Consider the following 25,310-nt stretch of genomic DNA (forward strand, 5'->3'; position numbering starts at 1 on the left):
AATGGCCTCAGCCGCGGAGTGCTTCAACAACAACTTTGAACGCCGGTGAATTTTGTCGCCTGCTCGGGTAATAGAGGTAGTACCCGGGAAAGGATGGCGTCCAGTCATCGAGAATCTGCACCAATTGCCCGGAGGCGAGTTCCCGCTCAACGAGGTTCTCAGGCACATAGGCGATGCCGTAGCCATTAACGGCCGCATCGATCATTGCATAGGAGGTGTTGAACGTCAGTTGTCCAGCAACGCGCACCCGAAGCTCCCGACCAGCCTTCTCGAACTCCCAGCCGTACAATCCGCCCAACTGCGACTGCCTATGGTTGATACAGTCATGACCGACGAGATCCTGCGGTGATTCAGGAACCGAACGGGCCGCGAAATACCTCGGAGACCCGACGGCGACCAGGCGCCAATCGGGCCCTATTCGAACCGCAATCATGTCCTTGTCCACGCTCTCGCCCAGTCGTACGCCTGCGTCGAACTTCTCTTCGACGATGTTCCTGAAACCGTTATCGCTGTTCAGCTCGACCTTGATGTCGGGATAGTCCCGCAGTACCGGCCGCAGTTTCGGCCAGACGACACTTTGCAATGCATGGTCCGAGAGGGTTATCCGCACAGACCCCGACGGCTTGTCCCTGATTTCCATCAGTTCGTCGATCTCGGTTTCGAGTTCTTCAATTCGAGGTGCAAGCGAGCGGATGAGCCGCTCACCCGCTTCCGTCGGGACGACGCTGCGGGTGGTCCGGGTCAGAAGGCGCAGTCCCAATCGCGCTTCGAGCTTCTTGATCGTATGACTGATCGTCGATTGCGATGTGCCAAGTTTCGCAGCCGCCTTCGTAAAGCTCCGCTCTTCCGCAACCGCCAGAAACCAAAGCATGTCGTTGAGATCTTCCCGCTTCATGGTCGCCTCATAACATCACGATTGATATCATTAACCGATAAGTCCAAGCGAATTGCAACGGCTAATCATCGAACTGAGGCCGGCGTATGTTGCCGGCATGACACAGCAAGCTCTCACACGATCCGACTTTCGGGATGACGACACGAATCTAGATCCGTTGGCAACCGCCCATTCGGCTATCCCGAACCCCGCCTGGGGTGCAGTTGTCTCGATGGCCTTATGCGTTGCTGTCCTGATCGCATCGGAGTTCATGCCGGTCAGCCTCCTGTCACCGATCGCCACCGAACTTGGCGTCACGGAAGGCCGCGCCGGCCAGGCGATTTCGGTCTCCGGAATCTTTGCTGTCGTTACCAGTGTCTTCGTGGCCGGTCTGACGCGGCGACTGGATCGGCGGCTGGTCCTCGCATCATTCTCGTTGATCCTGATGGTCTCCGGGACGATCGTCGCCTTTGCTCCGAATTATCTCGTGTTGATGATCGGGCGCGCGATGCTGGGTATCGCCATCGGGGGCTTCTGGTCGATGTCGACCTCGATCGTCATGCGGCTGGTTCCCGAAGACTCTGTACCCAAGGGACTGGCTATGCTGAACGCGGGCAATGCCGTTGCCGCGACAATCTCCGCGCCGCTGGGAAGTCTGCTCGGCAGCTACATCGGGTGGCGAGGCGCCTTCTTTGCGGTCGTTCCGCTCGCCCTTCTGGCTCTCGTGTGGCAGTGGGCCAGCCTACCGTCTCTACCACCGCGTCGCAACGAGAGGTCGGCCAATGTCTTCCGGCTTCTTCTTCGCCCGGAGGTCGCGATCGGCATGGGAGCGATCACGCTCCTGTTCATGGGGCAGTTCGCCGTGTTCACCTATCTGCGGCCATTTCTGGAGACAGTGACAGCCGTGTCGATATCCACGCTTTCCCTGCTGCTCCTGATGATGGGCTTGGCGGGGGTCGCCGGAACATACCTCGTCAGCCATCTGGTGCAGAAGCGCCTGTTCAGCATTCTTGTCGCTATCCCACTGATCATGGGCGTGATTGCACTGGGGCTGATCGCACTCAGTTCATCTGCCGCCTTCACCGCCATCCTTCTGGTCGGCTGGGGTCTGTTCGGCACGGCCGCACCGGTTGGCTGGGGCACGTGGTTGAGCCGCACCATGCCTGACGACGCGGAGGCAGGAGGCGGGCTTCAGGTCGCAACCATCCAGCTCGCCATTACGCTTGGAGCTTCAACGGGCGGCGTCCTGTTCGACGCCGCCGGCTGGTGGACCACCTTCCTGTTCGCCGCATCCCTGTTGGCCGGCTCTTCCCTTCTCGCCGCGGCAGCATGGCGTTCGGCACACCGCTGAACATCGACAGCGTACCACCGGGATCATTTTCCATCGCATTACCACTCAAGGAGACTTGCAGATGACCATCGCGACAAACCAAGACGACGCACAGACCTCGAACACCGGGATCGACCGCCGCCACTTGCTCAAGATGGCAGGCGCAGGCGTAGCGGCTCTCGGCGCCATGTCGATCTTCGACACCACTTTCGCAAAGGCCCAAGACCTCTCCAAAGGCGCATCCAACTTTTATACCAGTGATCGCGTGACTCTGCAGAAGGTCAGGTTCACGACACAATATCAGACCAATGTTGCGGGTAACCTATTTCTGCCCAAGGACATTGACCGGGCGGTGAAGAACCCGGCAATCATCGTCGGCCACCCCATGGGAGCGGTGAAGGAGCAAAGCGCAAACCTCTATGCCACCAAAATGGCCGAGCAGGGTTTTGTCGCGATGTCGATCGACCTTCCGTTCTGGGGCGAGAGCGAAGGACAGTCGCGCAACCTCGTATCTCCCGAAGCCTATGCCGAAGCGTTCAGCGCGGGCGTCGACTTCCTCGGTTCGCACTCGTTCGTCGACCGACGGAATATCGGCGCGATCGGGGTCTGCGGTAGCGGCAGCTTTGTTATCAGCGCCGCCAAGATCGATCCGCGCATCAAGGCGATTGCCACGGTCAGCATGTACGACATGGGCGCTGCTTTCCGCGATGCGCTCAACAAGTCGCAGACGGTCGAACAGCGCAAGCAGTTCATCGCCACCGCTGCCGAACAGCGTTGGGCGGAGGCCGGCGGCGCTGACATCCAGTACATCGGCGGCACCACGCTCGAACTGACAGCCGATACGGATCCGATACAGCGCGAGTTCTACGACTTCTACCGGACGTCTCGTGGGGAGTTCACGCCTGCCGGAGTGACCAGACAGACGACAACGAAGCCGACGCTGAGCAGCAGCGTCAAGTTCATGAACTTCTATCCGTTCAACGACATCGAGACGATCTCGCCCCGCCCGATGCTGTTCATCTCCGGCGACCAGGCCCATTCGAAGGAATTCAGCCAGGACGCCTACAACCGGGCTTCGGAGCCGAAGGAACTTGTCTGGATCAAGGGTGCTGGCCATGTCGATCTTTATGACCGCGTCGATCTCATCCCCTTCGACAAGCTGAAGGGCTTCTTCGACCAGCACCTCGCCTGAAACCAGGAGCCAGGAAGTCAACTGAGGCTTCTTGGCTCCATCCCCACCTCGTCTCGGCTGATTTTTGTTCGACATTCCGTCGAGACGCGCGGGAAGACTGCAGTCCCAAGTTTAGCAGTCTGTGTAGCGGCAAATTCAGATCGGCCGCTCTTATAGGCGGCGGACGGAGCAGACGGGCGTGATGCCCTTTCACGATCTACTTAAAGGGTAAAGCCCATGAAATTCTTTCGCTGGTCCGGCTTGGTGGTTGCGCCCCTCGCGGTTGTCCTGACAGGCTATTTCGTCGTTGAGACTGAGCTGTCGCCGACCTCAGCGCTTGCGGCATCCAACTCGGTTACGTTTCCGCCTCTCGAACAGCTCGAGCATTATACGACGGTCCGACGGGGGATCACCCGCGAGCATATGCTGACGAACCCTGCCGCTCTCTCGGCGCTCCGAGCCGGGCAACCTGTTCCGACCGGCACCCATATGGTTCTCGTCGATTATCAAAGCGACGTTCTGACGCGCTATCTCGTGGCACAGAAGATCGGAGCCGGCGCGGATCAATGGGAATACCAGTGGTTCTGGCCGGATCGGACCGTCAAGGCAGACGAAAATGTCGCCCGTTGCTACTCCTGCCATCGTTCGCGTCAGTCCGAGCAGTTCATGTTCACGCTGAGCGGCGCCATTTCCGACGATGATCCGCTTTGACGTCGACGAGGTACTGAAATGCTTCGATTGGTGACCGATCGCCTCGTTCTTCCCGCAAGCATGGCGGCGCTGCTTATGCTGGCTCTCGCCTATTGGTGGCTCGACAATGGTCCGCATGAGATCTTTGGAACGGCCATGTTCGGGCTTCTTGGATGGCACCTGACCATGAACAGACGCTGGTTCTTGAAGCTCCGTAGCGGTCGTTACGATGTTCGTCGCTGGATGGTCGTGTTGATACATGCCTGGCTTGGGATCACCATGGCGGTACTGGTGGTGACCAGCGTGCTGATCTCACGCTCGGTACTGAGCTTCGCGAAGTTCACCAATAATGTGAGCGTCATAGAGCTTCACTGGTTCTCGGCCTATTGGGTCGCGATAATCGTTGCAATTCATGCCGGCACCCATTGGGCGCGCGTGATGACAGCGGCGGGAACCGTTTTCAGAGTCTCTCCGTCTCGGATCGGAACCGCTAGTTTACGGCTGATCGCTGTGCTGCTGCTGTGCTTTGGCGCCTGGAGCTTTGCGGCTCTCGGCGTCTCGACCAAGCTGATGTTCGGCTACAGTCTGGAATTCTGGGATTTCACCGGCTCGGTGGTGCCTTTTTTCGCGCACTGGACGGGTGTGATGGCAGGCGTGGTTGTGCTCTCACACTACGCGATGCTCTGTCTGAGAGCAGTTAACAAGACTCGTATTCCGGCAACGAAGGGTGGGACATGAAACAGATCATGGGTGCGACTTTTCTCGCAGCTGTTCTAACGCTTAACCTTGGAGGATCCGCCTTGGCGCAGGACCGCATTGTGATTTCATCTGATTGGGGCAAGGTCACCGCCGAACTGGCTGACAACGCGGCCGCTGGAGCGCTTTCCGCGATGCTGCCGCTGACGATCGAGATGGACGATCATCTTCGTCAGGAAAAGACAGGCGACCTGCCCGCCGCCCTGCCAGCCGCTCCCCGTCAGCGAGATTTCTCCGCCGGTACACTCGGTCTTTGGAGTTCGGGCGATTTCGTCATCTACTACCGTGAGGGGCGAGTACCGCAGCCTGGCATCGTGATTTTGGGTCGGATCCAAGGCGACGTCTCGATCTTTGACCGACCTGGTAAGGTAACTATCGAAGTCGAAAAAGCTCGCTGAGCTGTTCGCAAAACATTCTGTTATGGCACCTGGCAGCTCCTCAGCAGCCTCGCCGGAGAACGCGACGAAGAAAACAGGTGTTCGATCGTCAGCCAATCGAAGGGCCTGATCATGAAGCCGCATCTTGCCGCTACGACGCTTTCCGTCTCGCTTCGACTACGCCAACCTTTGCCGACAATAAGAAGTACCCACTCGCGACCCCGTCCGTCACGGGGAAAACTGCTTGCTGTATTGTTCGTCCGTCACATGCTCGAGCCAATCGACAACCTTGCCGTCGAGGTGCTCCTGGATTGCGATATGCGTCATGGCTGTCGCTGGTGATGCACCGTGCCAATGCTTTTCACCGGGGTCGAACCAGACGACGTCGCCTGGGCGAATTTCCTCGATCGCACTGCCTTCGCGCTGCACTAGACCAAAGCCTGCGGTGACGATGAGCGTCTGGCCTAAAGGATGCGTATGCCATGCCGTGCGCGCGCCAGGTTCGAATGTGACCGCGCCGGCGGCTCCACGACGCGCATCATTTGCGCTGTAAAGCGGATCAATCCTGACCGTCCCGGTGAACCAGTCTGCCGGTCCTTTAGCCGAAGGTTGGGATCCGTTCCTATCAATTTTCATGTGTGCTCCTTTACAGTTCCTCGCGAGACGTTGTCCAAGCCCACATAACGAAACCTGGTCGTCGCGAAGCTCTGAAACCCCTTGCTGCTCGCGATGGGCGCGATAAAGCGGTTCGCAGAGATCAAATGCCTAGTGTGCTCACTCTCTGGCGGCGGCTTGATAAAGCCGCCGCCTCTCCTACTCAGGCAATTTCGGGAAGCCCCCCGATCAGCTTATCGAGCGTGATCGGATAGTTACGTACTCGGACGCCCGATGCGTTATAGATGGCATTGGCAATGGCTGCGGCCACACCGCAGAGACCGAGTTCGCCGACACCTTTTGCCTTCATAGGCGACGACATCGGGTCAGTTTCATCCATGAAGATCACTTCCTGATGCGGGATGTCCGCATGCACCGGCACCTCATAGCCTGCCAGGTCGTGATTGACGAAGAAGCCACGACGCGTATCGACCGCCAGTTCCTCGGACAGCGCCCCGCCCGCTCCCATTGTCATGGCACCGATCACCTGGCTGCGTGCGGTAATCGGATTGAGGATACGACCTGCGGCGCAGACGGCAAGCATGCGGCGGATACGGCTTTCGCCAGTCGCGACATCGACACCGACCTCGACGAAGTGGGCGCCGAATGTCGATTGCTGATGCGTCTCGGTCAGATCGCCCCACGTCATCGTGTCTTCACCGACAAGCCCCTCCTCGCCTGCTGCCTGCGAAAGCGGAACGGAGCGGTTTCCGGAGCGCACTTCGCCGTTTTCGAACACGACATCAGCGGAGTTGAAGCCAAGCTTCGTCGCAATGGCTTCCCTCAACTTGACGCAGGCGGCATAGACGCCTGATGTCGAAGAGTTCGCCCCAAACTGCCCACCGGATCCAGCAGACACCGGGAAACGAGAATCCCCGAGGTGCACCGCTACCCTATCGATTGGCAGGCCCAACATCTCGGCGGCAGTCTGGGCGATGATCGTATAGCTGCCGGTACCGATATCCGTCATATCCGTTTCGACAGTGACGACCCCCTCGCGATTCAATCGCACACGCGCTCCAGACGGCAGGACGAGGTTGTTGCGGAATGCGGCAGCGACCCCGTGGCCAATCAACCAGTTTCCGTCGCGGCGAGCACCTGGCCGGCCTCGGCTGTTCCAACCGAAACGTTCGGCGCCGAGCTTCAGGCAGCCGACAAGGTCGCGGTGAGAGAAAGGACGCTCCGGCTTTTCGGGATCCACTTGCGTATCGTTGAGGATTCTGAACTGCACCGGATCCATACCAAGCTTCTCGGCCATCTCGTCGATCGCGATCTCAAGCGCCATCAACCCTGGCGCTTCCCCGGGCGCGCGCATCGCGTTGCCTTCGGGAAGATGCAGCGTCGCAAGCCGCATCGCCGTCATCCGGTTCGCCCCGGCATAAAGCAGACGGGTCTGCGCGACCGCGGTTTCGAGCTGGCCCCCGGGCTGGTCACCCGACCAGCTTTCGTGCGCAATCGCCGTGATCTTTCCGTCACGCTCTGCCCCGATCCTGATCCGCTGGATCGTCGCCGGCCGGTGCGTGGTGTTGTTCATCATGAACGGACGTGGCAGGGCGACCTTGACCGGCCTTTTCGCCGCGCGGGCTCCCAGAACCGCCAAAACGGCATCCGACCGCAGGAAGAGCTTGCCGCCAAACCCGCCGCCGATGAACGGCGACATCAGGTGGATCTTTTCCTTGTCGATATCAAGCGTTGTGGCAAGGTCGCTTCGCCACCAGTCGATCATCTGACTGGAGGTCCATACCGTGACCTCATCACCATTCCATGCCGCGATCGATGCATGCGGCTCCATCATCGCGTGGGACTGGTCCGGCGTTGTGTACGTCTCGTCCAATGTGACCGCGGCGCTTGCAAAAGCGCCGTCGAAATTGCCGGCTGCGGTGTCAGGCTGCTGTGATTCAGCCGGCTTTTCGGCGGTTTTCATCGCCTCCTTCAGGTCGAAGGCACCAGCCTCCACTGCGTAGTCGACCTTGACCAACGCCGCTGCGGCACGGGCCTGTTCGAAAGTCTCGGCGACCACGACGGCGATCGCCTGATGGTAATGCTGCACCTCGTCGCCGCCAAACAGCTTCGCGGTGTTGAATTTCCCCTTCTTGCGGTCGCCGACGCTGAGCGTGGTGACAACCGCGAGGACGCCTGACGCTTTTTGCGCTGCCGCGACGTCCATCGATCTGATCCGGCCCTTGGCAATCGATGCGCCGACCGGATAGCCGTAGGCGTAGGGAATGTTGGTCTCATGCCACTCGTAGGCGTATTTCGCTCGGCCTGTTGTCTTTAAGTGACCATCTATACGGTGGATGGGCTGCCCGACCACTTTAAGCTGGTCGATCGGGTTGGTCGTTGCTGGTGTGTCGAACTTCATGGCTCAACCCCTCGCTTCTGCGATCACGGCTCCGAGCGTGCGCTCGACCAGATCTATTTTAAACCGGTTCTGCTCCGTCGGCCGCGCATCTGCCAGAAGCGCCGCGGAGGTCGCCCTGGCTCCCTTCGCAAGCTCGGCGTCTGCCGCTTCAAGCCGCCATGGCTTGTGGGCCACTCCGCCGACTGCGACACGCCCGGTACCGTCGGGCTGAATAACCGCACCGATGGAAACAAGAGCAAAGGCATAGGATGCGCGGTCGCGAACCTTACGGTAGATGTGGCGCCCGCCGACCGGCGGCGGCAGAACGGCGGCGGTTATGAACTCACCTTGCTCCAGGGCGGTTTCGAGATGCGGCGTGTCGCCCGGCAGGCGATGAAACTCCGCGATCGGGATCGCATGACGACGCCCATCCGGTTTCACGGTTTCCACGACCGCATCGAGCGCGCGCATGGCGACCGCCATATCGCTCGGGTGTGTCGCGATACACGCATCGCTGACCCCGACAATTCCCAGCTGGCGGCTGAAACCGCCGATAGCCGAACAGCCGCTGCCAGGCTGCCGCTTGTTGCAGGGCTGGTTGGTATCGTAGAAATACGGACAGCGGGTGCGTTGCAGGAGATTACCCGCGGTCGTCGCCTTGTTGCGGAGCTGACCTGAGGCGCCTGCCAGCAGCGCGCGGGAGAGCAGCCCGTAGTCGCGGCGAACGATATCATTCGCGGCAAGATCGGTATTGCGCACCAGCGCGCCAATGCGCAAGCCGCCCTCCTGCGTCCTTTCGATCTTGTCGAGGCCGAGGCCGTTGACGTCGATCAGATGGGTCGGCACTTCGATCTCGAGCTTCATCAGATCGAGCAGGTTGGTACCGCCGGCAATGAACCTGGCGGTCGGGCTGGAAGCGGCCGTCTTGGCCGCGGCCTCGATCGACGAGGCGCGTTCGTAGGTGAAGGCTCTCATGCTTTTGTCCCCGCGACTTCCGTGATGGCATCCACGATGTTGGAATAGGCGCCGCATCGACAGATGTTGCCGCTCATGCGCTCGCGAATCTCCGCTACGGTAACCGAAGCCGGCGCGGTAAGGTCGGCGGTCACATGGCTCGGAATATTCGCCTTGATCTCCTCAAGGACGGCCACCGAGGAACAGATCTGCCCCGGCGTACAGTAACCGCACTGGAAACCGTCGTGCTTCACGAAAGCCGCCTGCATCGGGTGGAGCCTGCCCGGTTCGCCCAGACCTTCGATGGTGGTGATCTCGTCCCCCTCGTGCATGACGGCAAGCGTCAGACAGGAATTGACGCGACGACCGTCCACCATGACGGTGCAGGCACCACATTGCCCGTGGTCGCAGCCTTTCTTCGTTCCCGTCAGATGGAGATGTTCGCGCAAGGCGTCGAGCAGCGTGGTCCTGTTGTCGACGATCAATTCGCGCTGCTCGCCGTTGACGGAAAATGCGATAGAGGTGCTGAGGTTCATCTTGCTTCCCGAAGATTGCGCTGCCGCTGCGAGCGGCACGGCGCTGGTCGCCGCAACAGCTGCGGCAGACGAGATAAGTAAGTTTCGTCGGGAGATTTCAAGTTGGGTCGGGTTTTGCATAGCCAGCTCCAGTTCCGCAAATGGACGCGAGGCGCTACGACCGGTAGCGCAATCTGAAGCTAGTGCGGCGAAAACAGATGATTAGTGCCTGAATTCCGCATGGACCTATCGATGCTGAACATAAATGATGGGTCGCATCCGTGGATCTAGCTGAGCGAGAAAACGTCCAAGCGCCGCTGGGAACCCACGATCCCCGGTCTTAAACCGACTCGAGCGGACCCGCCACTTACGTTCTCAAGCTGCTGAGAGACCAACCGTTGCCGCACAAGTCCCTGTTATGAAGAACCGTTGGTTTCGTTGGAAAGGGCAATGGCTTCGTGGTCATGTGCTGGCAGCTTGGTCAAAAGCTTGTTGACATAGCTGCTTGTTTTGGAGTGCCATAAGATCCTCCGGAGGGACGGGAGCACCTCTCAAGCCTTCGCCCAGCACAATCGAATCGTCCGGAATTTTTTAGGTAGGCCGCTTCCAGGAGCACCTCGCTCCGCCATCACCACGCCGCCCTGTATATCGAGAGTGCGTCCGCCTCGCCAACCTCGCGCGGGTTGTTGACGAGAAGCCGGGTCTGTTTCATGGCGCCCCGCGCCATTCCGACCAGGTGCTCTTCGCCGATACCACGTCCCGCAGCCGCGGCTGAAGGCCGAGCTTAAGAGACAGCCCGGCAAGCCGCTCGATGAAAGCGGCGCATCGTCGCTGGTCTCCCTGTTCCGAAGCGAGTTCCGGAAAAACGTCCGCTGCGATCTCCGCGTATATCGGCGCAGCATCCGGCGCATTGAACCGCAGGACGTGCGGGAGCACGAGCGCGTTGAAAGGCCGCGGGGAATGTGGAAGGTCCCGCCGATCGGATAGGCCAACGCATGAACCGCCGCCACAGGAGAGTTCGCGAAGGCCTGTCCAGCCAGCATGGAGCCGAGAAGCATTGCGCCGCGGGCGGCACGGTCCTTTCCGTCAAAGACCGCCTTCTCGATATTCGAGCCTAAAAGCTGCAGCGCCTGACGCGCAAGCATCTTTGAAAGAGGATTGTTGTTCGCGCTCTTCGACGCATAGGCCTCGATCGCATGAACCATGGCGTCGATGCCGGTGGCGGCCGTTATGTGGGCGGGAAGGCCTAAGGTCAGATCGGGATCGAGGATCGCGATGTCGGGCAGGATGATGGGCGACGACACGCCACGCTTCTCGTTGCCACCGACCGTGATAATGGAAACCGGGGTGACCTCCGATCCTGTTCCGGCCGTGGTGGGAACAGAACCATGGGCAGCCGCGGCCCCTTCGCATTCCCTACGCCCCAGGCACCGTCGAGTGGCTCACCGGAACCGCAAAGCAATGCGACGACTTTGGCCACGTCAAGTGAAGAACCGCCGCCGAAGCCGATAACCCCGGAGACATTGTCAGCCTTGGCGGCACCTGCCGCGGCCATCACGGTTGCGAGGGATGGGTCAGCTTCGACTCCATCAAATACGATGGTCTCGATGCCGGAGACAATCAGAGACGCGAGAGCGGGTTCACAGAGACCGAGCTTTCGCAATCCGGGGTCTGTCACGAAGAGAATACGACGCCGAGCTTCTGCTTTACGAGATCACCAATCGCAGTTGCAGCGCCAGGTCGAAAGACGACCTGTGCGGTCGTACTGAAGACAAACGGGTTCATGCACTTCTCCTAAGTCGATTTGCGCCTACGCCGGCGGGATGCTGTCGCGAAGTTTGACCCGCAGGCTTCTCCCGGAACCCGTGCGGAATATCTCAGGGACGACGTAGACGCGGCCGCAAGACCTTGTGGGCCAACAGCCGGTTTTGCAGTGCTTGAGCAGAGCGTGCTGATGGAATGCAACGGCATCCTTTAAACCGATACATACGATCGCGCCTCGCCTGCATTGGGTGAAGCATGCCTGGTCGCATGGTAGAGCGAATCGCCTTCTCCACTTCGGCGGGGCGCATGTGCCGCCCTCCTCCAGCCACGGTCCGACAGAAGTGGAAGGACCTGATGAAAACTACCCCCCGTATACAAGGGGAAACATCAACGGTGCCGAGCGCGCCTGTGAGGCTCGGCCCGCCGATGCTTCCGCCGGGTTCCCAACAAAGCCGAACCTTCTTCAAAAGGAGCGGCACAACCGGGATTGCGACTGCGACCGACATTACCCAATCCGTCTTCGACATCAAACAATTCTCCGGCGGACACCACACGCCATCGAGGATAGATGGTGATCGACGGGATCTTCAGGTGATATCAGGCTTGGTCTGTGTCCCTATCTAACTGATGTTTCTCCATCTGGAGAATTCGGAGCAACTGAAACGAATGATGAACTTCCCCGCGCCGAAACGAGCGCGGGAACCTTGGTCATGACACCATGGCGCGTGGAATGCGTTCCAAAGCTTCGGACTTCCCACGCGATCTTCATCATCGGGAACCTTTTGCCACTCATCCAGATTGGAATGTTGCGATCCGCGCAAACCGCGCAAAGGTGACGCCATCGGGAGGATGAGTTGAACGCCAACATTTCGGCTGCGATACGCGCCGTGCCATCTGAAGCTAAAGAGGCCATCTTCAACATTTGGGCCCACTGGGCCTTTTTGGCAATCGGCCTGTCGATTGCCGCCGCCGTCATCGCTTTCCTGAACTACCAATTCAGTGGGTTCCTCGCATCATTGGCGATCGGCGTAGGTATGGTGTTGTTCTGCGCCATGACATTGATCGGCGGGATTGCGAGCTGGTTGTTTTTCACCGGCCTGCTATGGAGGAGGTCGGAGGCCCGCACTCCGCCACGCCGGATACGCCGGCTGGCCGATGACGATATACCAAGGCGGTTCTGGTTCTCCGGGTTTCTTGCCACCTTGCTCTGGATTGTTCCGCTATATGCCTTGGCGCTGGGCCTTGTCTCAGCCACCGAATAACCACCGCATTACGGGACTGTATTCGAGGTACGTTTCACCGCTCGCGAAGCGATCGACGCCCGCATCGGAGTAGCCATCATAGCGTAACCTCAATGCGCAATAAATTGCACGACCGGAACAGAGCTGCCCTATATCGCAACCGATGCAGACAGCAGCCTTGCCGGTATCAAGGGGTCGTCCGCATCGGTGACTAGGAGCAGCTCCAGCGTGTCGTTTTCCAGCCGAGCGCTGATGCCCTCCACCTTGTAAGGCCGGTCAAGTGGGTGCAGGGAGACCAGATGTCCGTCATTGTCGGCGATCCCGATCGCAGCCCCGACGCAGCGCCCATCCCGATAAGCGTCGTCAGTATCTTCCGCCACGGCGCAAAACACCATTTCACCACCGGGAAGAACTGTGGCGTCGGTGAAGCAGAGCGGAACTCCCTCGATTAGACCAAGGTCCAGCCGTTCGATGGCGAATGGCGCGACGGTATCGGCTTGCGAACTTTGCAAGGCACCGAGAACTTGCCGGAGTGAATAACGGATGATCGCGTTGTCGGCATGTTGCTTGTTGCCGCGCTGGAACAGGCGCAACTCGTTACGAACAACAACCGCGCCCTCAATATTGAGTTCATCGAACACTTGGTGAAGCGGACCGACAATGGGGGACATGTCCAGTTCATTGGGTGAACCGCAGACCGCACCATGCGCGTCGAGTGTCAGTAGCGCGCCGCGTCCACGGTTTGGCCTGGATGCCGATCCCATAGCCAAGAGCGCGCCATGCGGAAAATTGTCGAAAGCCGGAACAAAGGTGATCGCCTCAAGGTCCGGCTTCTGCTGCTTTCGCTCAGCCTTACCGCTGGGCAGATCACCGGCAAACAGGCGGATCAGATGGCCAGGTTCAGAGGTATCCTTTGAAAACACCCCGAGGTGAAGCTCGTCATCAGCAACAACGTACATGGTCGAGCAGACGCAAACGAGTCCGCTTGCAGCGCTGATGTACAAGCGCTGCGTTGTCGGTACTTCCGGCGAGACGTCGAGAGCTCGTATCTCTGTAGCGTTGATCATTGCGCTTTCTTGTCAGTCCGAGCCATCTTACTCCATCGCTACGCGGCAATGATCTCCCTAGCCTTCACCGACTGTCGCGAGATCTCTTGCAAGCGGCAGAACAAGACCGCAGCAACTTCTTAAACTGACTGTACCGAAACTTGTGTATTTGTTTCGGGAGCGACAAGCCATTGTATTTACTCCTGGAAAGAGCAGCACAACATCGATTTCCCTTGAAGGAAAATCTCAATCGGTTATGGGCCATCCCGGAATTTTTGGATCGATCTGCTCTTGTTCCATGACTTTCGACCCCGGTTCTATGAAATAGTTCACAAGATCGGAGATCAATGACAGAGACGTTTCGCTCCGCCGCAGCTTGGAGATCCCAGCCGATACTTCTCCGAACTTTTCTGCCAGTTCGCGCGACATAAGGTGCGGATGCAAAGGACGACCCAGTGCTCGCTCGATGGTCCGGAAGATCCAGGTGCCATCCGGATCTATGTCTGACCAGTGGAAAAACGGAACACTCTCGGGCAGAATGGATCCAAGTTCGGCAAGTGCCCTTTGCGTCGCGAGAGATGGGTATCCGCCCACGAAAAGCGTCAGCCCCACTCTTTCGGGATCCGCCTCCAGAACATGCCGGTTGAAGCTCGCAAAATTCTCGATTGTGAGGGCGTAGGCTGGCGGTTTATCGAAACCTATCCGCATCATCGCGGTTGGCGGAATACCAAGATACGGCAGTGACGGCGGAACGGGTTGTCGATCGAGCAGGAAAGCGCCAGACAGAAGCAGCGGCGGGCCAAACCGTTCAAGACCAAGAGCCGCAAACGCTGCACGCGCGCCGCTCGAAGGTGGAACATCAACAACCCCTGTGATCAAGCGGAGCACTGCAGCTTCAAGCTTCTCCAGCGCCTTGCTGTTTGCCACAGTTCGCCGCGAAAACGTCCGATAATCCAGCCCACGATGGGATCCGTCCACGATGGCTTGCGCCAGCACGATAGCGGTTCGCATGGATGCCGCGTCGTCGATCCCGAGAGTGGCCCAGGTGCGGTTTCGCGACCATGCGTCGATAGCAGTCAGTGCCGCCTCGCGAAGCTTCGGATGAAGAGTGAGACCATCGAGCATGGTCTCGCCGATCCCGATCGCCGCTTGACGCGCCGGCGTCCGGCCAAGATGCCTATAAAGCAAAGCGGCATCGGCCACTCTGACATGCTTCAATTCTACATGTCGCCGTCCCTTGCCGTAGACACGCTCGACTCCGCCCGTGCGCTCTGCCTCCGCAATCGAACGCACGAAAGCGTCGCTGGCCGTGACACTCGCAAATGCATCATGGTCCGGGTAGCCGATCGGACGGACCGTACCACCTTCGAAACGATCGAGCAGATCGTGGAGCAACCCGCCTGCAGTGTCAAACTTGCGGGCCACCGAACTATTCCGCCGCCATTCGTTGAGCAATCTCCTCTTTGCTCCACGTGTCCGGATTCATGGCGAGGAGTTCGTCGCGGGCACGTTGGCCAACATAGACGGTGTCGGCCGACGACTGGTCGTCGATGCGGTCGATCTCCACCAAGGTGTGCATGTAACCGCTGATTGCCGTCTTCTTTTCCAACGGGGCGGCAATCACCACTTGCAGGCCGAGGTCGGCATAAAACGACATCATAGCGCGCTGGTTCTTGCCGTCCATCTTCGAGAACGCCTCGTCGAACAATGCAGGCGACATCCCTTTCATCCCAAGAGACGCAGCACTACCATAGACAGCCGCAAGCGAAGCACCGATCGCAACATAGAGCGGCACCTGCTGCTCGGCGCCCGACCCCGTATTGCGCCGTGTTTCCCAACGAGTCCTAGCCTTGGTCCGAATGTCCTCCATATGGATCTCGAACGTGTAGAAGTTCCGATAGTCTTCGAACGCCGACACGTCCTTGTCCGGATCCTCCAGCAATTGCTCGACCGCATTGATCGTATCCTTATGCGGAAAGTCGTCGGGCACACTAGGCTTGAACAGGGCATCGAGGGCGTCGTCGGAAATCCTGCTGATCTCGATGATTTTCAGGATCGGCTGGAACTCGGCCTCTGCCGTACGATGGAAAGAGTAGATCTCGTGATGAAACGGATGCCCCTTGAGGCTGCGATTGAGCGCCTCGATATCGCGTTCCATCTTTGAGACACGCGTGTTGAGCGCGTTGACGAACTCGCCGCGGAACAGGACGGACGCACGCTCCGATGCTTCGCGGGCCCGGTCTTCGTAACGCCGCAGCTCATTGCTTTCAATATCCTCGATCAGCACGTCCATCCACGGCTTGATATCGGCAAGCAACGCGCTCTCGGGGCCGACCTGCGAGCTCACGCCAAACTTCGGATTGTTGAAATAAACATGCAATGCGCTGCGGGTTTGGAGTTCGGCCACACGATTTCGCTCAGCCGCCCGCTTGGCCGCATCTTCCGACCGCTGGCCTAATTTGCGATGTGCAGCTGCCTCGTCACGTTCTAGCTGGCCGGCGATAGCAGAAGCCTCGGATCGAGGGCTTCTCGACGACACCAATTTTTCGCGATAGGCAGCGCACCCTTCCGGATAGTTATACAGCTTACGTTGAGAACGATAGAGGGATCTTGCCAGCTTCAGGTTCAGGTCAGACCCTTCGGTTCCATCGCCACTTTTCAAGGAACGCTCACCGCTCTGCGCATCGACAAGATATTTGCTGACACGCGCATCGATAGCCCTCAATTCGGCTTCCTTACGCTCCTGAAAACCTTTCTGTCCGAGAAGCCGGTTCCGCAGCCCATCGTCGCCGGCCGCATCGATGGCATCGATCCGCATCTGTGCATCCTTCGTCCGCATCATGCAACCGTCGACACTGTCCAACATGTCGGCCAGCCAGTCGACGTCCTGTCGCGAAAAGAGGTCAAGAGCCGTCAGGGCACGCGCCAGAAGCCGGTCTTCTTGCTGCAAAACCGATAGGCTTTCACCTTTTTGAACAAAATCTTCCTGCAGATTGCGCAGGTGGTCGGTTTGCGCCGCTTTCCCAATCTTGTGGTCGCGGGGGTTGATGGACCTGTGACTCCGGACAAGTCCATCGTCGTAAAGGCCATCCTGCATCAGTGCCCGGCCAGGCTGATTGAACTCGTCCAGCGTGAGGGCAAGGCGGACATTTCCGTATCGCCGCTGCAGAAACGCGCGGGCATCGGCATCATCGGTCCTGAAAAGGGCCGGAAACGTTCCCGCCTGTGGATTGTCGCGGAACTCTGCGAGCTTGTTCAGACTGACGAGAGATGCGCCTCGAAACTCTCGCCGCCCCTCGCGAAACAGTGCTGTCGCGTCCCGGATGTTCTGGCGCTCTACGAAGATGGCCTCCCGGTCGCGGCCGAGCAACGCTTCGGCAGCCGCGGCCCAGCCAGGATTCATGACTTCGAGCAGATCGCACAGGGGGCGTGCGTCCATGCCCCGGCTTTCAAGCCGACGCACGAGCAACTTCGTTTCCGGCGAGAGATACGCCGCGGGCCCTGACTCACGCGACTGCTCGAATGCCTTCCGCAGATCGGTTATATCCCTCTCCAATGGTACAATCTGTGCCGCAACTTCACGACGACGTTTTTCGGCTTTCGCAAGGATGTCCGGGGCTTTCGCCCTGAGCTCCTGTTCGGCATGTCTCAGCTCGTTCCGGTCTGCCTTGCGCAGGGCGAGCTGGCAATAAGTGCCTATGATACCCGCATCATCGAACCCAACCGTCAGGTCTGCGAGATCGGTCGCTGACTTGCGCCTCCTGTCGATGTCTTTCACCAGCCGGTCATTCTCGGCGGTGATGCTCTTCAATGTCTCCTGCCACTGATCGCGTCCCGATTTGGCGGCGTGGGCGGCAATTGCCTTGATCAAACGCTCGATCTCGCTTTTTGCTTCGTTAATCCCTTCGAGGGCAATGCTCCGATCTTCGCTTTCCGCATTGATGAAGCGTCTGGCTTCGGCAATCTGCTCCTTGATCGCCCGATTTTCCGCACGTGACGCAAGCCAGCGCGCACGGCGCGCGAGCCACTCCGCAAGCGCCCTCTGATGCAAACTGTCCTCGAAGGCGGCTACCTGCACCCTAATCTCCTTGAGCGCCTCCAGCTTCTCGCGCAGGGTGACGATGGTTGCGCTGACACCGCGATAGGTTTCGATGGAACTACGCAACTCACCGATCTTGATCGGATTGTCTTCGAGGATGAAACGGCGAACGAACTCCGTCGCGGAATATCCCTGGTTGAGCGTCATGGCATTGACGATGGCCTTCAGCAATGCAGAAGCATTTTGCTCGGCATTGGGCAAGCTAGGCACGAGCCGCCTCATATATTCACGAACGAAATCGACGGCCCTGTCGCGATGGTTGATGAAATGATCGGCCCCGACGAAAGCAATGATCCGGGTTTTGACGTCGTCCCATTGGGCAGCATAGATGCCATCGGCTCGGGTCTCGGTGAAATCTGCCGTCGTCATCAATTTGCCGATGCAGACGAACCGTCCGAGGATCGTCTCCGATGCATCCGTGCGTCGTGCTTCGATCGCCAGACCGATGGTCACCGGAGGCCGCTTGTTCTGCGTATCCTCGAAACCGAGCGCGACATAGGTCAGACTTTCCGGGCGCCGCACATCTCCATCGCCCAGCGTTCCAAGGCAATAGCTGAGCACCGTGCGCTTCGACATCGAGCGTCCCTTGCCACCGTCTCCCGCCACGGCATTCAATCGGAGATACTGTCTGCTTGCTCCCGACAAAACGGCCTGAACCATATCGAGGATCGTGGACTTGCCTGATCGATTCTCTCCGAGAATTCCGAAATTCCCGCGAACTTCGATATCCTCCGCGTCAAACAGATGCCAATTGACCAATGTCAGTTGCCGCAATTCCATCATGCCATGTTGTCCTCGATAGGGGGAACGTCGATATCATTGACGACAGGCGCCGCACGTGAATGCGAACGGTGTTCCTCGCTCTTCACATATGTTTCGAGACGAGCGAGAGCGTCCGCGCCGCTGACAAATTTGATCATCGGCCGGATTTCGACTTCCCGGTCCTGAGCATCATGATCGAAATCACCGATCCAAATGAGATTGCGTACCGCAACATCCCGAAGCAGGTCGAGAAAGCGGGCGGCGGGGATCATAGGCTTGGTGCCGCTTTTTAGCATATCCCTGTAGCGATCATGCAGGACATTGACCGTGGTGACCGCGATAGCCCGGTCGATCAGATTGCCGACATCGGCTTCCTCCTGCCAATGACTACCCAACACGAGAACCACGATCGTTTCGTCAAGCCGCATCTTGGGAACGGACGAGGCATCGTCATCCTCGAAAAGGATACCGACCCATTGCTCATCTGCATTTCTCTGAACGCGATAACCGATACTGTCGAAAAAATCATCGGCGATCCGTCGGAAACGGTTATCGGTCAGGGTGTTGTAGACGGTTGCGACGCCGCGATCTCCGGAATAAGCGAACTGGTTTCTCAACAGGTAACGGCAGGCTTTTTTCAGGTCAGCCGCTTTGTCCACGCCGAAGGTCGCTTCGACGTTCTCGAATTCACTCAGCATGTCAGGCCTCTCGATGTGACGGATCGCCCAGATGACGGATGGAGAAATTACTGCAACGGAGCCATTCGCAGTCGTGTGGCTCGCCGTTCGGCAGATATTCGAGTTCGAATTGGCTTGCCACGGGGCCTGGTATTTCGCCGGTCAGCGCGTAGCGTCGAGCAGCGTCGAATGCCAGGAAATCATCGATAGTCTGCAACGCGACAAATCGAGCCTCGACAGTGTGATAGGGGGCAAGGATACGAACAAGAAACTGGCGCACGCGTTCGGGAGAAGGCGAAATCCGTTCCAGATAGTCGGCTCTCATCCGCTTGCGGAACGCGTACATCGGATCGTAAGGACGTTTGGCAAGCGGCTGTGCTTCGATCGGCAGCTTGGCCTGCCGCTGCGATGCCAGCTGAGCCGCCGACCACGGCAAGAAAATGCGTTCCACTGCGACCGGAACAACCGGTTCCATATAACGCTCGGGATTAGCGGAGAGCAGCCCTTCCAGACGCTCGACGATGCCCCGCGCACGCGCCGAAAGTCCCCGCTCTCCTTGTTCGGCGTATTTTACCGTGTTTCGCAATCGCGTCTCAAGTGCCCGGCGAAACTGTGCGATACGTTCGAACATGTCCCCGATCGTATCAAATGTCGTTTCGATCGACAAAAGATCGCTGACGGCCTCGTCGCGCGCATGCTGAACATCGGGCGCCACTCCGATTTCGATGTAACCGTCCGCAACGACCGAAAGCAGGTCTGCTGAATAAGAAATGCGCCGCGCCGTTGTGATGATCTGGTCGCGGAAGCGGTACGGATGGTTGAAGGTCAGGATCGCCTGAAAATCCTTCAGGAGGAGTTCGCCGATAAACTCCTCGAAATAGGTGTCCATCTTTTGGCGAAGATCTTCAGACTCAAGCAGGGATTTGCGGATGCGCCGGAGATCCGACAAGATTGCCCGAAGCGTCTTGACGAACTGGTCCGCCTGAACGCGCGCCTCTCTCAGAGCATGCACTGCGCTCGACCGCGCTTTCTCCGGGTTCTCTACCGATAGCCTCTCGACGAGATCGAGGCTGGTTTTGATATGAACCACGAGGCCGCCGAACCGCTGCGAGACGTCCGACTTCAGACTCGATAGGCGCTGAACGACCAGAAGCGCACCCATCGGCATATCGGTCGTCACCTTCAGGCCGTACTCCTCTTCCTCGAGCCAGCCGGTTCGCACGAGACCCTGATAGACCTGCTGGGCGGCCTTAAGAGTCCGTCCGAGAATTCACGAGCGGCGTGCGATCCGTCTGACGAGGGTCATGATGGATGCGGCATAAAGGAAGGCCTTGGCGGACTTGATGGTTGCTTCCGGGTCTTTCCATAGCCGCCGGTTTCGGCTGATCCAAGCGAAGAAGCGCTCGACAACCCAACGCTTTGGATGAACGGCAAAGCCGACCTGATCCTTCGGCTTGCGGACGATCTCGACGTCGACCAGTGTCGCATTTTGCGGCCTGTCGCCAGAGTATCCCATGTCGGCAAATGCCTTGGCAACGAACGGGAAGGACTTCCGAGACAGTCGCAGAACCGGGATGGCACCATCGCGATCCTGAACGTCGGCCGGTTGAGGATCAAGCACGAGAGCACGTCCATCCATATCGACCATTGCTTGTCGCTTGCGGCCTTTGATCTTTTTACCCGCATCATATCCACGCGGACCGCCGCTCTCGGTGGTTTTGACACTCTGGCTATCCAACACAGCAGCACTTGGAGAGGCCTGGCGGCCGGTCCGCTCGCGATCCGCCATGACGAGGCAGTGATTGATCCGCGTGAAGACACCAGTGTCACGCCAGCGGCAGAAATACCCGAAAACCGTGCTCTTGGGCGGCAGGTCTTTCGGGATGAGACGCCAGGGAATGCCGCCCCGCAGAACGTAAAAAATGGCGTTGATGATCTCCCGCAGCGGCCAAGCTGGCTTACGCCCCCTTGGCGCAGGCTGCGGAAGAAGGGGCGCTATCACCGCCCATTCCGCGTCCGTCAGGTCGGTTTCGTATCGTGGCTGTTTGCGACTATACTGCCGCCGGGTGGTCGGGTTCCACATGGCGCTTCCATTCAGGCTTCAGACACCTTCTTGGAATCATCATCGGCCCGATCACTCAACCCAATTCTCGGACGGGCTCTAAGCGCGCGGTCACCGATCTCACCCCCATTTCCCGCGAATTTTAGCCGGCGACGCCCCTTCGAAACCACCTCCGGCAACCCGTCTATAAGATCGTCTGCATCGAGAAGCAGGTGCGGCCGTTGGCCAATAACGTCATAGATGACATGAACCAATTCCTGCGGCGTCGGAAAGACGGCCCCGCTGGAGAAGAAACGGTCATAAATCTCAAGCAGCGACGCCTCATAGAGATAGCGATGTTTGCGCGAGAAAATCAGGAATGCGTCGTCACTAAGATATCTGAACAATGGCATAGGTGAAGGACTTTTAGATCAAGAAAGAAAACCTATGGTAGCACCGGAATTTCATAATCAAAGAGCCAGATTACAAGAATTGTAAATGTGGGTGGTTGAGAGTGTGTACTAGAGGGTGCGAGCCCCGTAATATACTGCCACTTGCGATACCCTACTGGACGGGCCGCCGGCCTTTAACGTAATGAGCTTGATACCGTGCTTCAGCCGGTCGAAAAGCATGCACTCAAGAGACATCGGCAGCTCATAGCAGCCAAATATGCGGGGAGCTGCTTGCTATGCCAGCGTTTGTGACCTAAAGCGTGTCACTGTTTTTGCGATTCATGGTTCTCAAATCAGTCCATCCGTGATTCCCTTTGATGTGAAGGGAGATCGCCATGGGCAAGTCACATCCGATTGCGTTGCGTGAGCGTGTCGTAGCGTTAGTGGAAGAAGGCCATGGGCATCGGGAGGCCGCCCGGCATTTTCGGGTGTCGCCGCGTTTCGTGAACGATCTGGTGATCCTGAAGCGCGAGACAGGTTCGCTTTCGCCGCGCCGGCAGGGGCACCTTGGCGGCGGTAAGCTTTCGGCACAGCACGCGTGGGTTGGAGAGCGGCTGGCACAGAATGGCGAACTGACGCTGGACGAGCTTTGCGTGGAACTTTGCGGACGTGGCGTCATCGTCCATCGCTCCAGTGTCGGACGGCTTCTGCATCGGCTTGGGTTGAGCCATAAAAAAAAGCCTGCAGGCCGCCGAGCAGTTGCGCCCGGAGATCGCGCGGGCGCGTGAACTGTGGACCGCACGGCGCAAGCCTTTCTTCAACAAAGGATTGGCCCGGCTGGTTTTTATCGACGAGACATCGACGAACACAAAGCTGACGAAGCGGTCGGGATGGTCTGCGCGAGGGCAGCGCTATCGAACGCATTCACCCTTCGGTTCGTGGAAATCCCAAACCTTCATCGCCGGGCTGCGATCCCATGGCATGGTTGCCCCCTGGATCGTTGACAGGCCGATGAACGCCCGCATCTTCGAGGCGTGGATAGAGACCCAACTCGCGCCGAACCTGTCGCCTGGAGACGTCGTCATTCTCGACAATGTCGCCTTTCATAAGAGCGAACGGGCCGAAGAACTGGTCAGGGCAAAGGGAGCCTGGCTGCTGTTTCTGCCGCCCTATAGTCCCGACCTCAATCCCATAGAGATGGCCTTCTCAAAACTCAAGACGCTGCTGCGAAAGCGGGCTGCCCGCAGCTTCGATGCCATCACGCAAGCCCTCGGCGAAATCTGCAATCTCTTCTCCGTCACAGAATGCAGAAACTACTTCAAAGCCGCAGGATACGAGGCAGATTAAACGCGACACGCTTTAGCGGCTGCATTTGTTCGAGCAGCGTGTTCGGTCCAGAACGCAACAAAGCCCCCTACGCTGGGAGGGCTTTGATGTTGATCGTTTGCGTTTGATATTTGGTTGCGGGGGCCTGATGGCATGGAGACTTGTAAATTCTCCGCCTCAAGTCGGTCCGCTTACCCCAGAAGCGGCCATTATGTACAATAGTCTCGCCGTCCGAAATGGGGCCGTGAACGGAACGGCGGCTTTCGAGTGGCGACTCTGGGAAAGCTGGCACTCGCCACACAATTCGGGCGCGGCACACCTGCCGCGTCGACGCTCCTTAAGAGCCGCGCCGGCTACTACCATCGCAGATGGACGCTACGTCGATCGCGGTGGGCCGCCATGTCCGAACCCCAACTCACCGGTTTGTAGTCGATGCTCACAGTTTGCAACAAGCACACTCGCGCGCCTGACCATAAGCCATCATGGATGAACAACTGCTGAGGCCGCCCACCTTCATCCAAGCCGGGTAAGCTCGCTAATTCCTTTCTGCAGCGCTTCGGATGTTATTTGTTCACAGACAAGTTTTGCCTCAGGAAGCCCAGCACGCAAGCATTCGACCCCAACTCTTGTTGTCGGGTCGTCGTAGCGTATACTAGGAGCAGACGGGTCGAATTTGGTGGGAATTAGGCCTGAGAGCGTAAGTCCGCATTGACAGCCCAGAAGCAGCATCCAAGCCAGGGCAAAATTGTTGAGCGCCTCATTTCCGTCGCCCCCGACGTCGAAATGGTAGCCCGGAAACCAACGTTGCTCGAAACGATCCTGCTCACCCCGGACGAAAATGAGTGGTTTGAACAAGGCGCGATGCTCATCTCGCGAAACGGCGTGCGCGAAATTTCGGATCCCAGTCTCGATTTTTGGGTCGTTTAGCTCAATGGGTCCTTGTGCCAGCATATAGTACTGGTTGCCGGGCACGCAGTCGAACATCCCCAAGAACTGAACATTCACGCCGAGGTCGGAATTTGACGGCTCGCCTTTAAGGATGGCTCGATATTTCTCATAGGTTGCTTCGGGGTGCCACCTCAGGCCGCATCGAGCTATCAACCCCGCCAGATGGCGCGCAGCGTAGGCCCCTCGGCTGAAACCGAATATGTATATTTGGTCGCCCTCGACGTAATTGGCTTTGACAAACGTGTAAGCCGAACGGACAGTTTGGAAGACACCTCGCCCAGTTGCGCCGTCGAGTTTGTGCTGCAGCCACCGGCTGCCTACTCCTACCCCTGAGTAGTAGTTAGAGATGCAATGCTGCTTGTTCAGTAGCCCAAGAATGCGATGGACGTTCGTGTTTTCCAGATCGTTGCCGTTCCACGTGCCATCCAGGCAAACAACAATGTTCATTGCTGTCGCCCTAGGCGTCTGGTGTCCTGCGATTTTGGCCGTTCGTCTACCTTGGCAACGAGCTCGATGTATTCATCACTGAATAGTTGCTTGAACGTGTCGGTGTGATCGCCGTTGCGGGCAAGTTCAAGTTGATGGTCGTTGGGCAAATATGCGCGTTGACCCGGACCTGCGCCGTGATTAAGTGGCCATATCGGATGGTTTTCTACTACAAGCGCGACGATATCCGATTTTCCACTGTGGGGATCGTAGCATATCCTAACCCAATCGCCGTTTTTCAATGAGTTTGGTGCAGGACTCTCGTTTAAAATCCGAAAATTTTCACCGAGGTGTTCGAAGAACGCATGCTCATTCACAACTGAGCCCCCAATCCGAAACTTAGGTCAGACACGACGACACGACGACACGACGACACGACGACACGACGTTAACAGCTTTAGAACACTTGCCAAGCCTTTGATTCGCTCGCGGTGTCTCGGTCAGCGGCCCATCTACCTATTTTCGATGGCTGACTCATAGCCCAAATGGCTCGGAATGAAACCGAACATCCTGCTTGAACAGGTGCGACTGGTTTCGGCATCTCAACTCGTCGTCTCGATCGGCCGCATGGCCGGCGCGTTCTGGACATGGCCACACTAGCGAAGCAGACGGACGGCTTCCAGGAACTTCAGCAGGTGGTGTGACCGACCGACAAGAGGGCGCGCCAGCGCGAGGAGATGTCGGCTATCGGGTGCATGCGACTACGGCTTCTTTGACCAAGTTGGAGGCGTCTAGCTGCCATGGCGTCTCGACAACAAGGGGCCGACTGCAGCCTGGCGGGTCTCAGCCCGCCTTTGCGGTAAGCCGCCGTTCAGCAACTCGACTTCATTGTCGCCGTTCGCAGTGCTTCCAATTCCGCCCAAAAC

General features: G+C 58.4%; 21 protein-coding genes and 1 pseudogene. 7 read left to right on the plus strand and 15 right to left on the minus strand.

What is annotated here, in order from left to right:
- Positions 1-7: 7 nt before the first annotated feature.
- Positions 8-895, minus strand: a complete 888-nt coding sequence (locus tag LZK81_RS19055) for a LysR family transcriptional regulator (protein WP_046607741.1) — start codon at positions 893-895, stop codon at positions 8-10.
- A gap of 211 nt (positions 896-1,106) precedes the next feature.
- On the opposite strand from LZK81_RS19055, the gene LZK81_RS19060 reads away from it, so the two are divergent.
- The 5 genes from LZK81_RS19060 to LZK81_RS19080 all read left to right on the plus strand — a co-directional run bounded on the left by LZK81_RS19060 (position 1,107) and on the right by LZK81_RS19080 (position 5,219).
- Entirely contained in the window at positions 1,107-2,225 is a 1,119-nt protein-coding gene (locus LZK81_RS19060) for an MFS transporter (RefSeq protein ID WP_233954265.1), read from the plus strand.
- A gap of 61 nt (positions 2,226-2,286) precedes the next feature.
- Positions 2,287-3,396 (plus strand): alpha/beta hydrolase, encoded by a 1,110-nt coding sequence (locus LZK81_RS19065; RefSeq protein ID WP_233954266.1) that lies wholly within the window; start codon positions 2,287-2,289, stop codon positions 3,394-3,396.
- Positions 3,397-3,612: 216 nt separating this feature from the next.
- The gene (locus LZK81_RS19070; RefSeq protein WP_041366011.1) at positions 3,613-4,086 is read left to right on the plus strand and encodes a cytochrome P460 family protein; all 474 of its coding nucleotides are present in this window, start codon (positions 3,613-3,615) and stop codon (positions 4,084-4,086) included.
- An 18-nt stretch (positions 4,087-4,104) separates the two neighbouring features.
- Positions 4,105-4,803 (plus strand): hypothetical protein, encoded by a 699-nt coding sequence (locus LZK81_RS19075; RefSeq protein ID WP_233954267.1) that lies wholly within the window; start codon positions 4,105-4,107, stop codon positions 4,801-4,803.
- Positions 4,800-5,219: a cyclophilin-like fold protein gene (locus LZK81_RS19080; protein ID WP_233954268.1), complete on the plus strand. Its 420-nt coding sequence runs from the start codon at positions 4,800-4,802 to the stop codon at positions 5,217-5,219. Before LZK81_RS19075 ends, LZK81_RS19080 begins: the two co-directional genes overlap by 4 nt.
- A 207-nt stretch (positions 5,220-5,426) precedes the next feature.
- Here LZK81_RS19080 and LZK81_RS19085 read toward each other — a convergent pair whose 3' ends face one another.
- The 5 genes and pseudogenes from LZK81_RS19085 to LZK81_RS19105 all read right to left on the minus strand — a co-directional run bounded on the left by LZK81_RS19085 (position 5,427) and on the right by LZK81_RS19105 (position 11,447).
- Positions 5,427-5,834: a cupin domain-containing protein gene (locus LZK81_RS19085; RefSeq protein ID WP_046607737.1), complete on the minus strand. Its 408-nt coding sequence runs from the start codon at positions 5,832-5,834 to the stop codon at positions 5,427-5,429.
- A 181-nt stretch (positions 5,835-6,015) separates the two neighbouring features.
- On the minus strand, positions 6,016-8,214 hold the full coding sequence (gene paoC / locus LZK81_RS19090; protein WP_233954269.1) for an aldehyde oxidoreductase molybdenum-binding subunit PaoC: 2,199 nt from the start codon (positions 8,212-8,214) through the stop codon (positions 6,016-6,018).
- Between the two features lie 3 nt (positions 8,215-8,217).
- A complete protein-coding gene (locus LZK81_RS19095) occupies positions 8,218-9,168 on the minus strand; it encodes an FAD binding domain-containing protein (RefSeq protein WP_233954270.1) in 951 nt (316 codons plus the stop codon).
- A complete protein-coding gene (gene paoA, locus LZK81_RS19100; protein ID WP_418936455.1) occupies positions 9,165-9,803 on the minus strand; it encodes an aldehyde dehydrogenase iron-sulfur subunit PaoA in 639 nt (212 codons plus the stop codon). Before paoA ends, LZK81_RS19095 begins: the two co-directional genes overlap by 4 nt.
- A 487-nt stretch (positions 9,804-10,290) precedes the next feature.
- Positions 10,291-11,447, minus strand: a pseudogene (locus tag LZK81_RS19105) (iron-containing alcohol dehydrogenase).
- A gap of 833 nt (positions 11,448-12,280) precedes the next feature.
- Between LZK81_RS19105 and LZK81_RS19110 the strand changes: the two are divergent.
- The gene (locus LZK81_RS19110; protein ID WP_233954271.1) at positions 12,281-12,688 is read left to right on the plus strand and encodes a hypothetical protein; all 408 of its coding nucleotides are present in this window, start codon (positions 12,281-12,283) and stop codon (positions 12,686-12,688) included.
- 128 nt (positions 12,689-12,816) lie between these two features.
- Here LZK81_RS19110 and LZK81_RS19115 read toward each other — a convergent pair whose 3' ends face one another.
- The 7 genes from LZK81_RS19115 to LZK81_RS19145 all read right to left on the minus strand — a co-directional run bounded on the left by LZK81_RS19115 (position 12,817) and on the right by LZK81_RS19145 (position 21,705).
- A complete protein-coding gene (locus tag LZK81_RS19115) occupies positions 12,817-13,734 on the minus strand; it encodes a DUF6929 family protein (RefSeq protein WP_233954272.1) in 918 nt (305 codons plus the stop codon).
- A gap of 225 nt (positions 13,735-13,959) precedes the next feature.
- Positions 13,960-15,138 (minus strand): Wadjet anti-phage system protein JetD domain-containing protein, encoded by a 1,179-nt coding sequence (locus tag LZK81_RS19120; protein ID WP_233954273.1) that lies wholly within the window; start codon positions 15,136-15,138, stop codon positions 13,960-13,962.
- A gap of 4 nt (positions 15,139-15,142) precedes the next feature.
- The gene (locus tag LZK81_RS19125; RefSeq protein ID WP_233954274.1) at positions 15,143-18,595 is read right to left on the minus strand and encodes an SbcC/MukB-like Walker B domain-containing protein; all 3,453 of its coding nucleotides are present in this window, start codon (positions 18,593-18,595) and stop codon (positions 15,143-15,145) included.
- The gene (locus LZK81_RS19130) at positions 18,592-19,272 is read right to left on the minus strand and encodes a DUF4194 domain-containing protein (protein ID WP_046611179.1); all 681 of its coding nucleotides are present in this window, start codon (positions 19,270-19,272) and stop codon (positions 18,592-18,594) included. Before LZK81_RS19130 ends, LZK81_RS19125 begins: the two co-directional genes overlap by 4 nt.
- 1 nt (position 19,273) lies before the next feature.
- On the minus strand, positions 19,274-20,473 hold the full coding sequence (locus LZK81_RS19135; protein WP_233954275.1) for a Wadjet anti-phage system protein JetA family protein: 1,200 nt from the start codon (positions 20,471-20,473) through the stop codon (positions 19,274-19,276).
- A gap of 48 nt (positions 20,474-20,521) precedes the next feature.
- On the minus strand, positions 20,522-21,334 hold the full coding sequence (locus LZK81_RS19140) for an IS5 family transposase (RefSeq protein ID WP_046612902.1): 813 nt from the start codon (positions 21,332-21,334) through the stop codon (positions 20,522-20,524).
- Positions 21,335-21,345: 11 nt separating this feature from the next.
- Positions 21,346-21,705: a hypothetical protein gene (locus LZK81_RS19145; RefSeq protein WP_233954276.1), complete on the minus strand. Its 360-nt coding sequence runs from the start codon at positions 21,703-21,705 to the stop codon at positions 21,346-21,348.
- A 374-nt stretch (positions 21,706-22,079) separates the two neighbouring features.
- Between LZK81_RS19145 and LZK81_RS19150 the strand changes: the two genes are divergently transcribed.
- Positions 22,080-23,031, plus strand: a protein-coding gene (locus LZK81_RS19150; RefSeq protein WP_233954196.1) for an IS630 family transposase whose coding sequence is annotated in 2 segments (ribosomal slippage) — positions 22,080-22,415 and positions 22,417-23,031 — 951 coding nt in all. Because the reading frame shifts where the segments join, the coding sequence is not laid out codon by codon here.
- Positions 23,032-23,523: 492 nt separating this feature from the next.
- Here the strand turns inward: LZK81_RS19150 and LZK81_RS19155 are convergent.
- A complete protein-coding gene (locus tag LZK81_RS19155; RefSeq protein WP_233954277.1) occupies positions 23,524-24,405 on the minus strand; it encodes a T6SS phospholipase effector Tle1-like catalytic domain-containing protein in 882 nt (293 codons plus the stop codon).
- Positions 24,402-24,761, minus strand: coding sequence for a hypothetical protein (locus LZK81_RS19160; RefSeq protein ID WP_233954278.1), 360 nt, complete (start codon positions 24,759-24,761; stop codon positions 24,402-24,404). Before LZK81_RS19160 ends, LZK81_RS19155 begins: the two co-directional genes overlap by 4 nt.
- Positions 24,762-25,310: the final 549 nt, after the last annotated feature.

It is taken from the genome of Neorhizobium galegae, assembly GCF_021391675.1.
GTDB classification, from domain to species: Bacteria; Pseudomonadota; Alphaproteobacteria; order Rhizobiales; family Rhizobiaceae; genus Neorhizobium; species Neorhizobium galegae_B.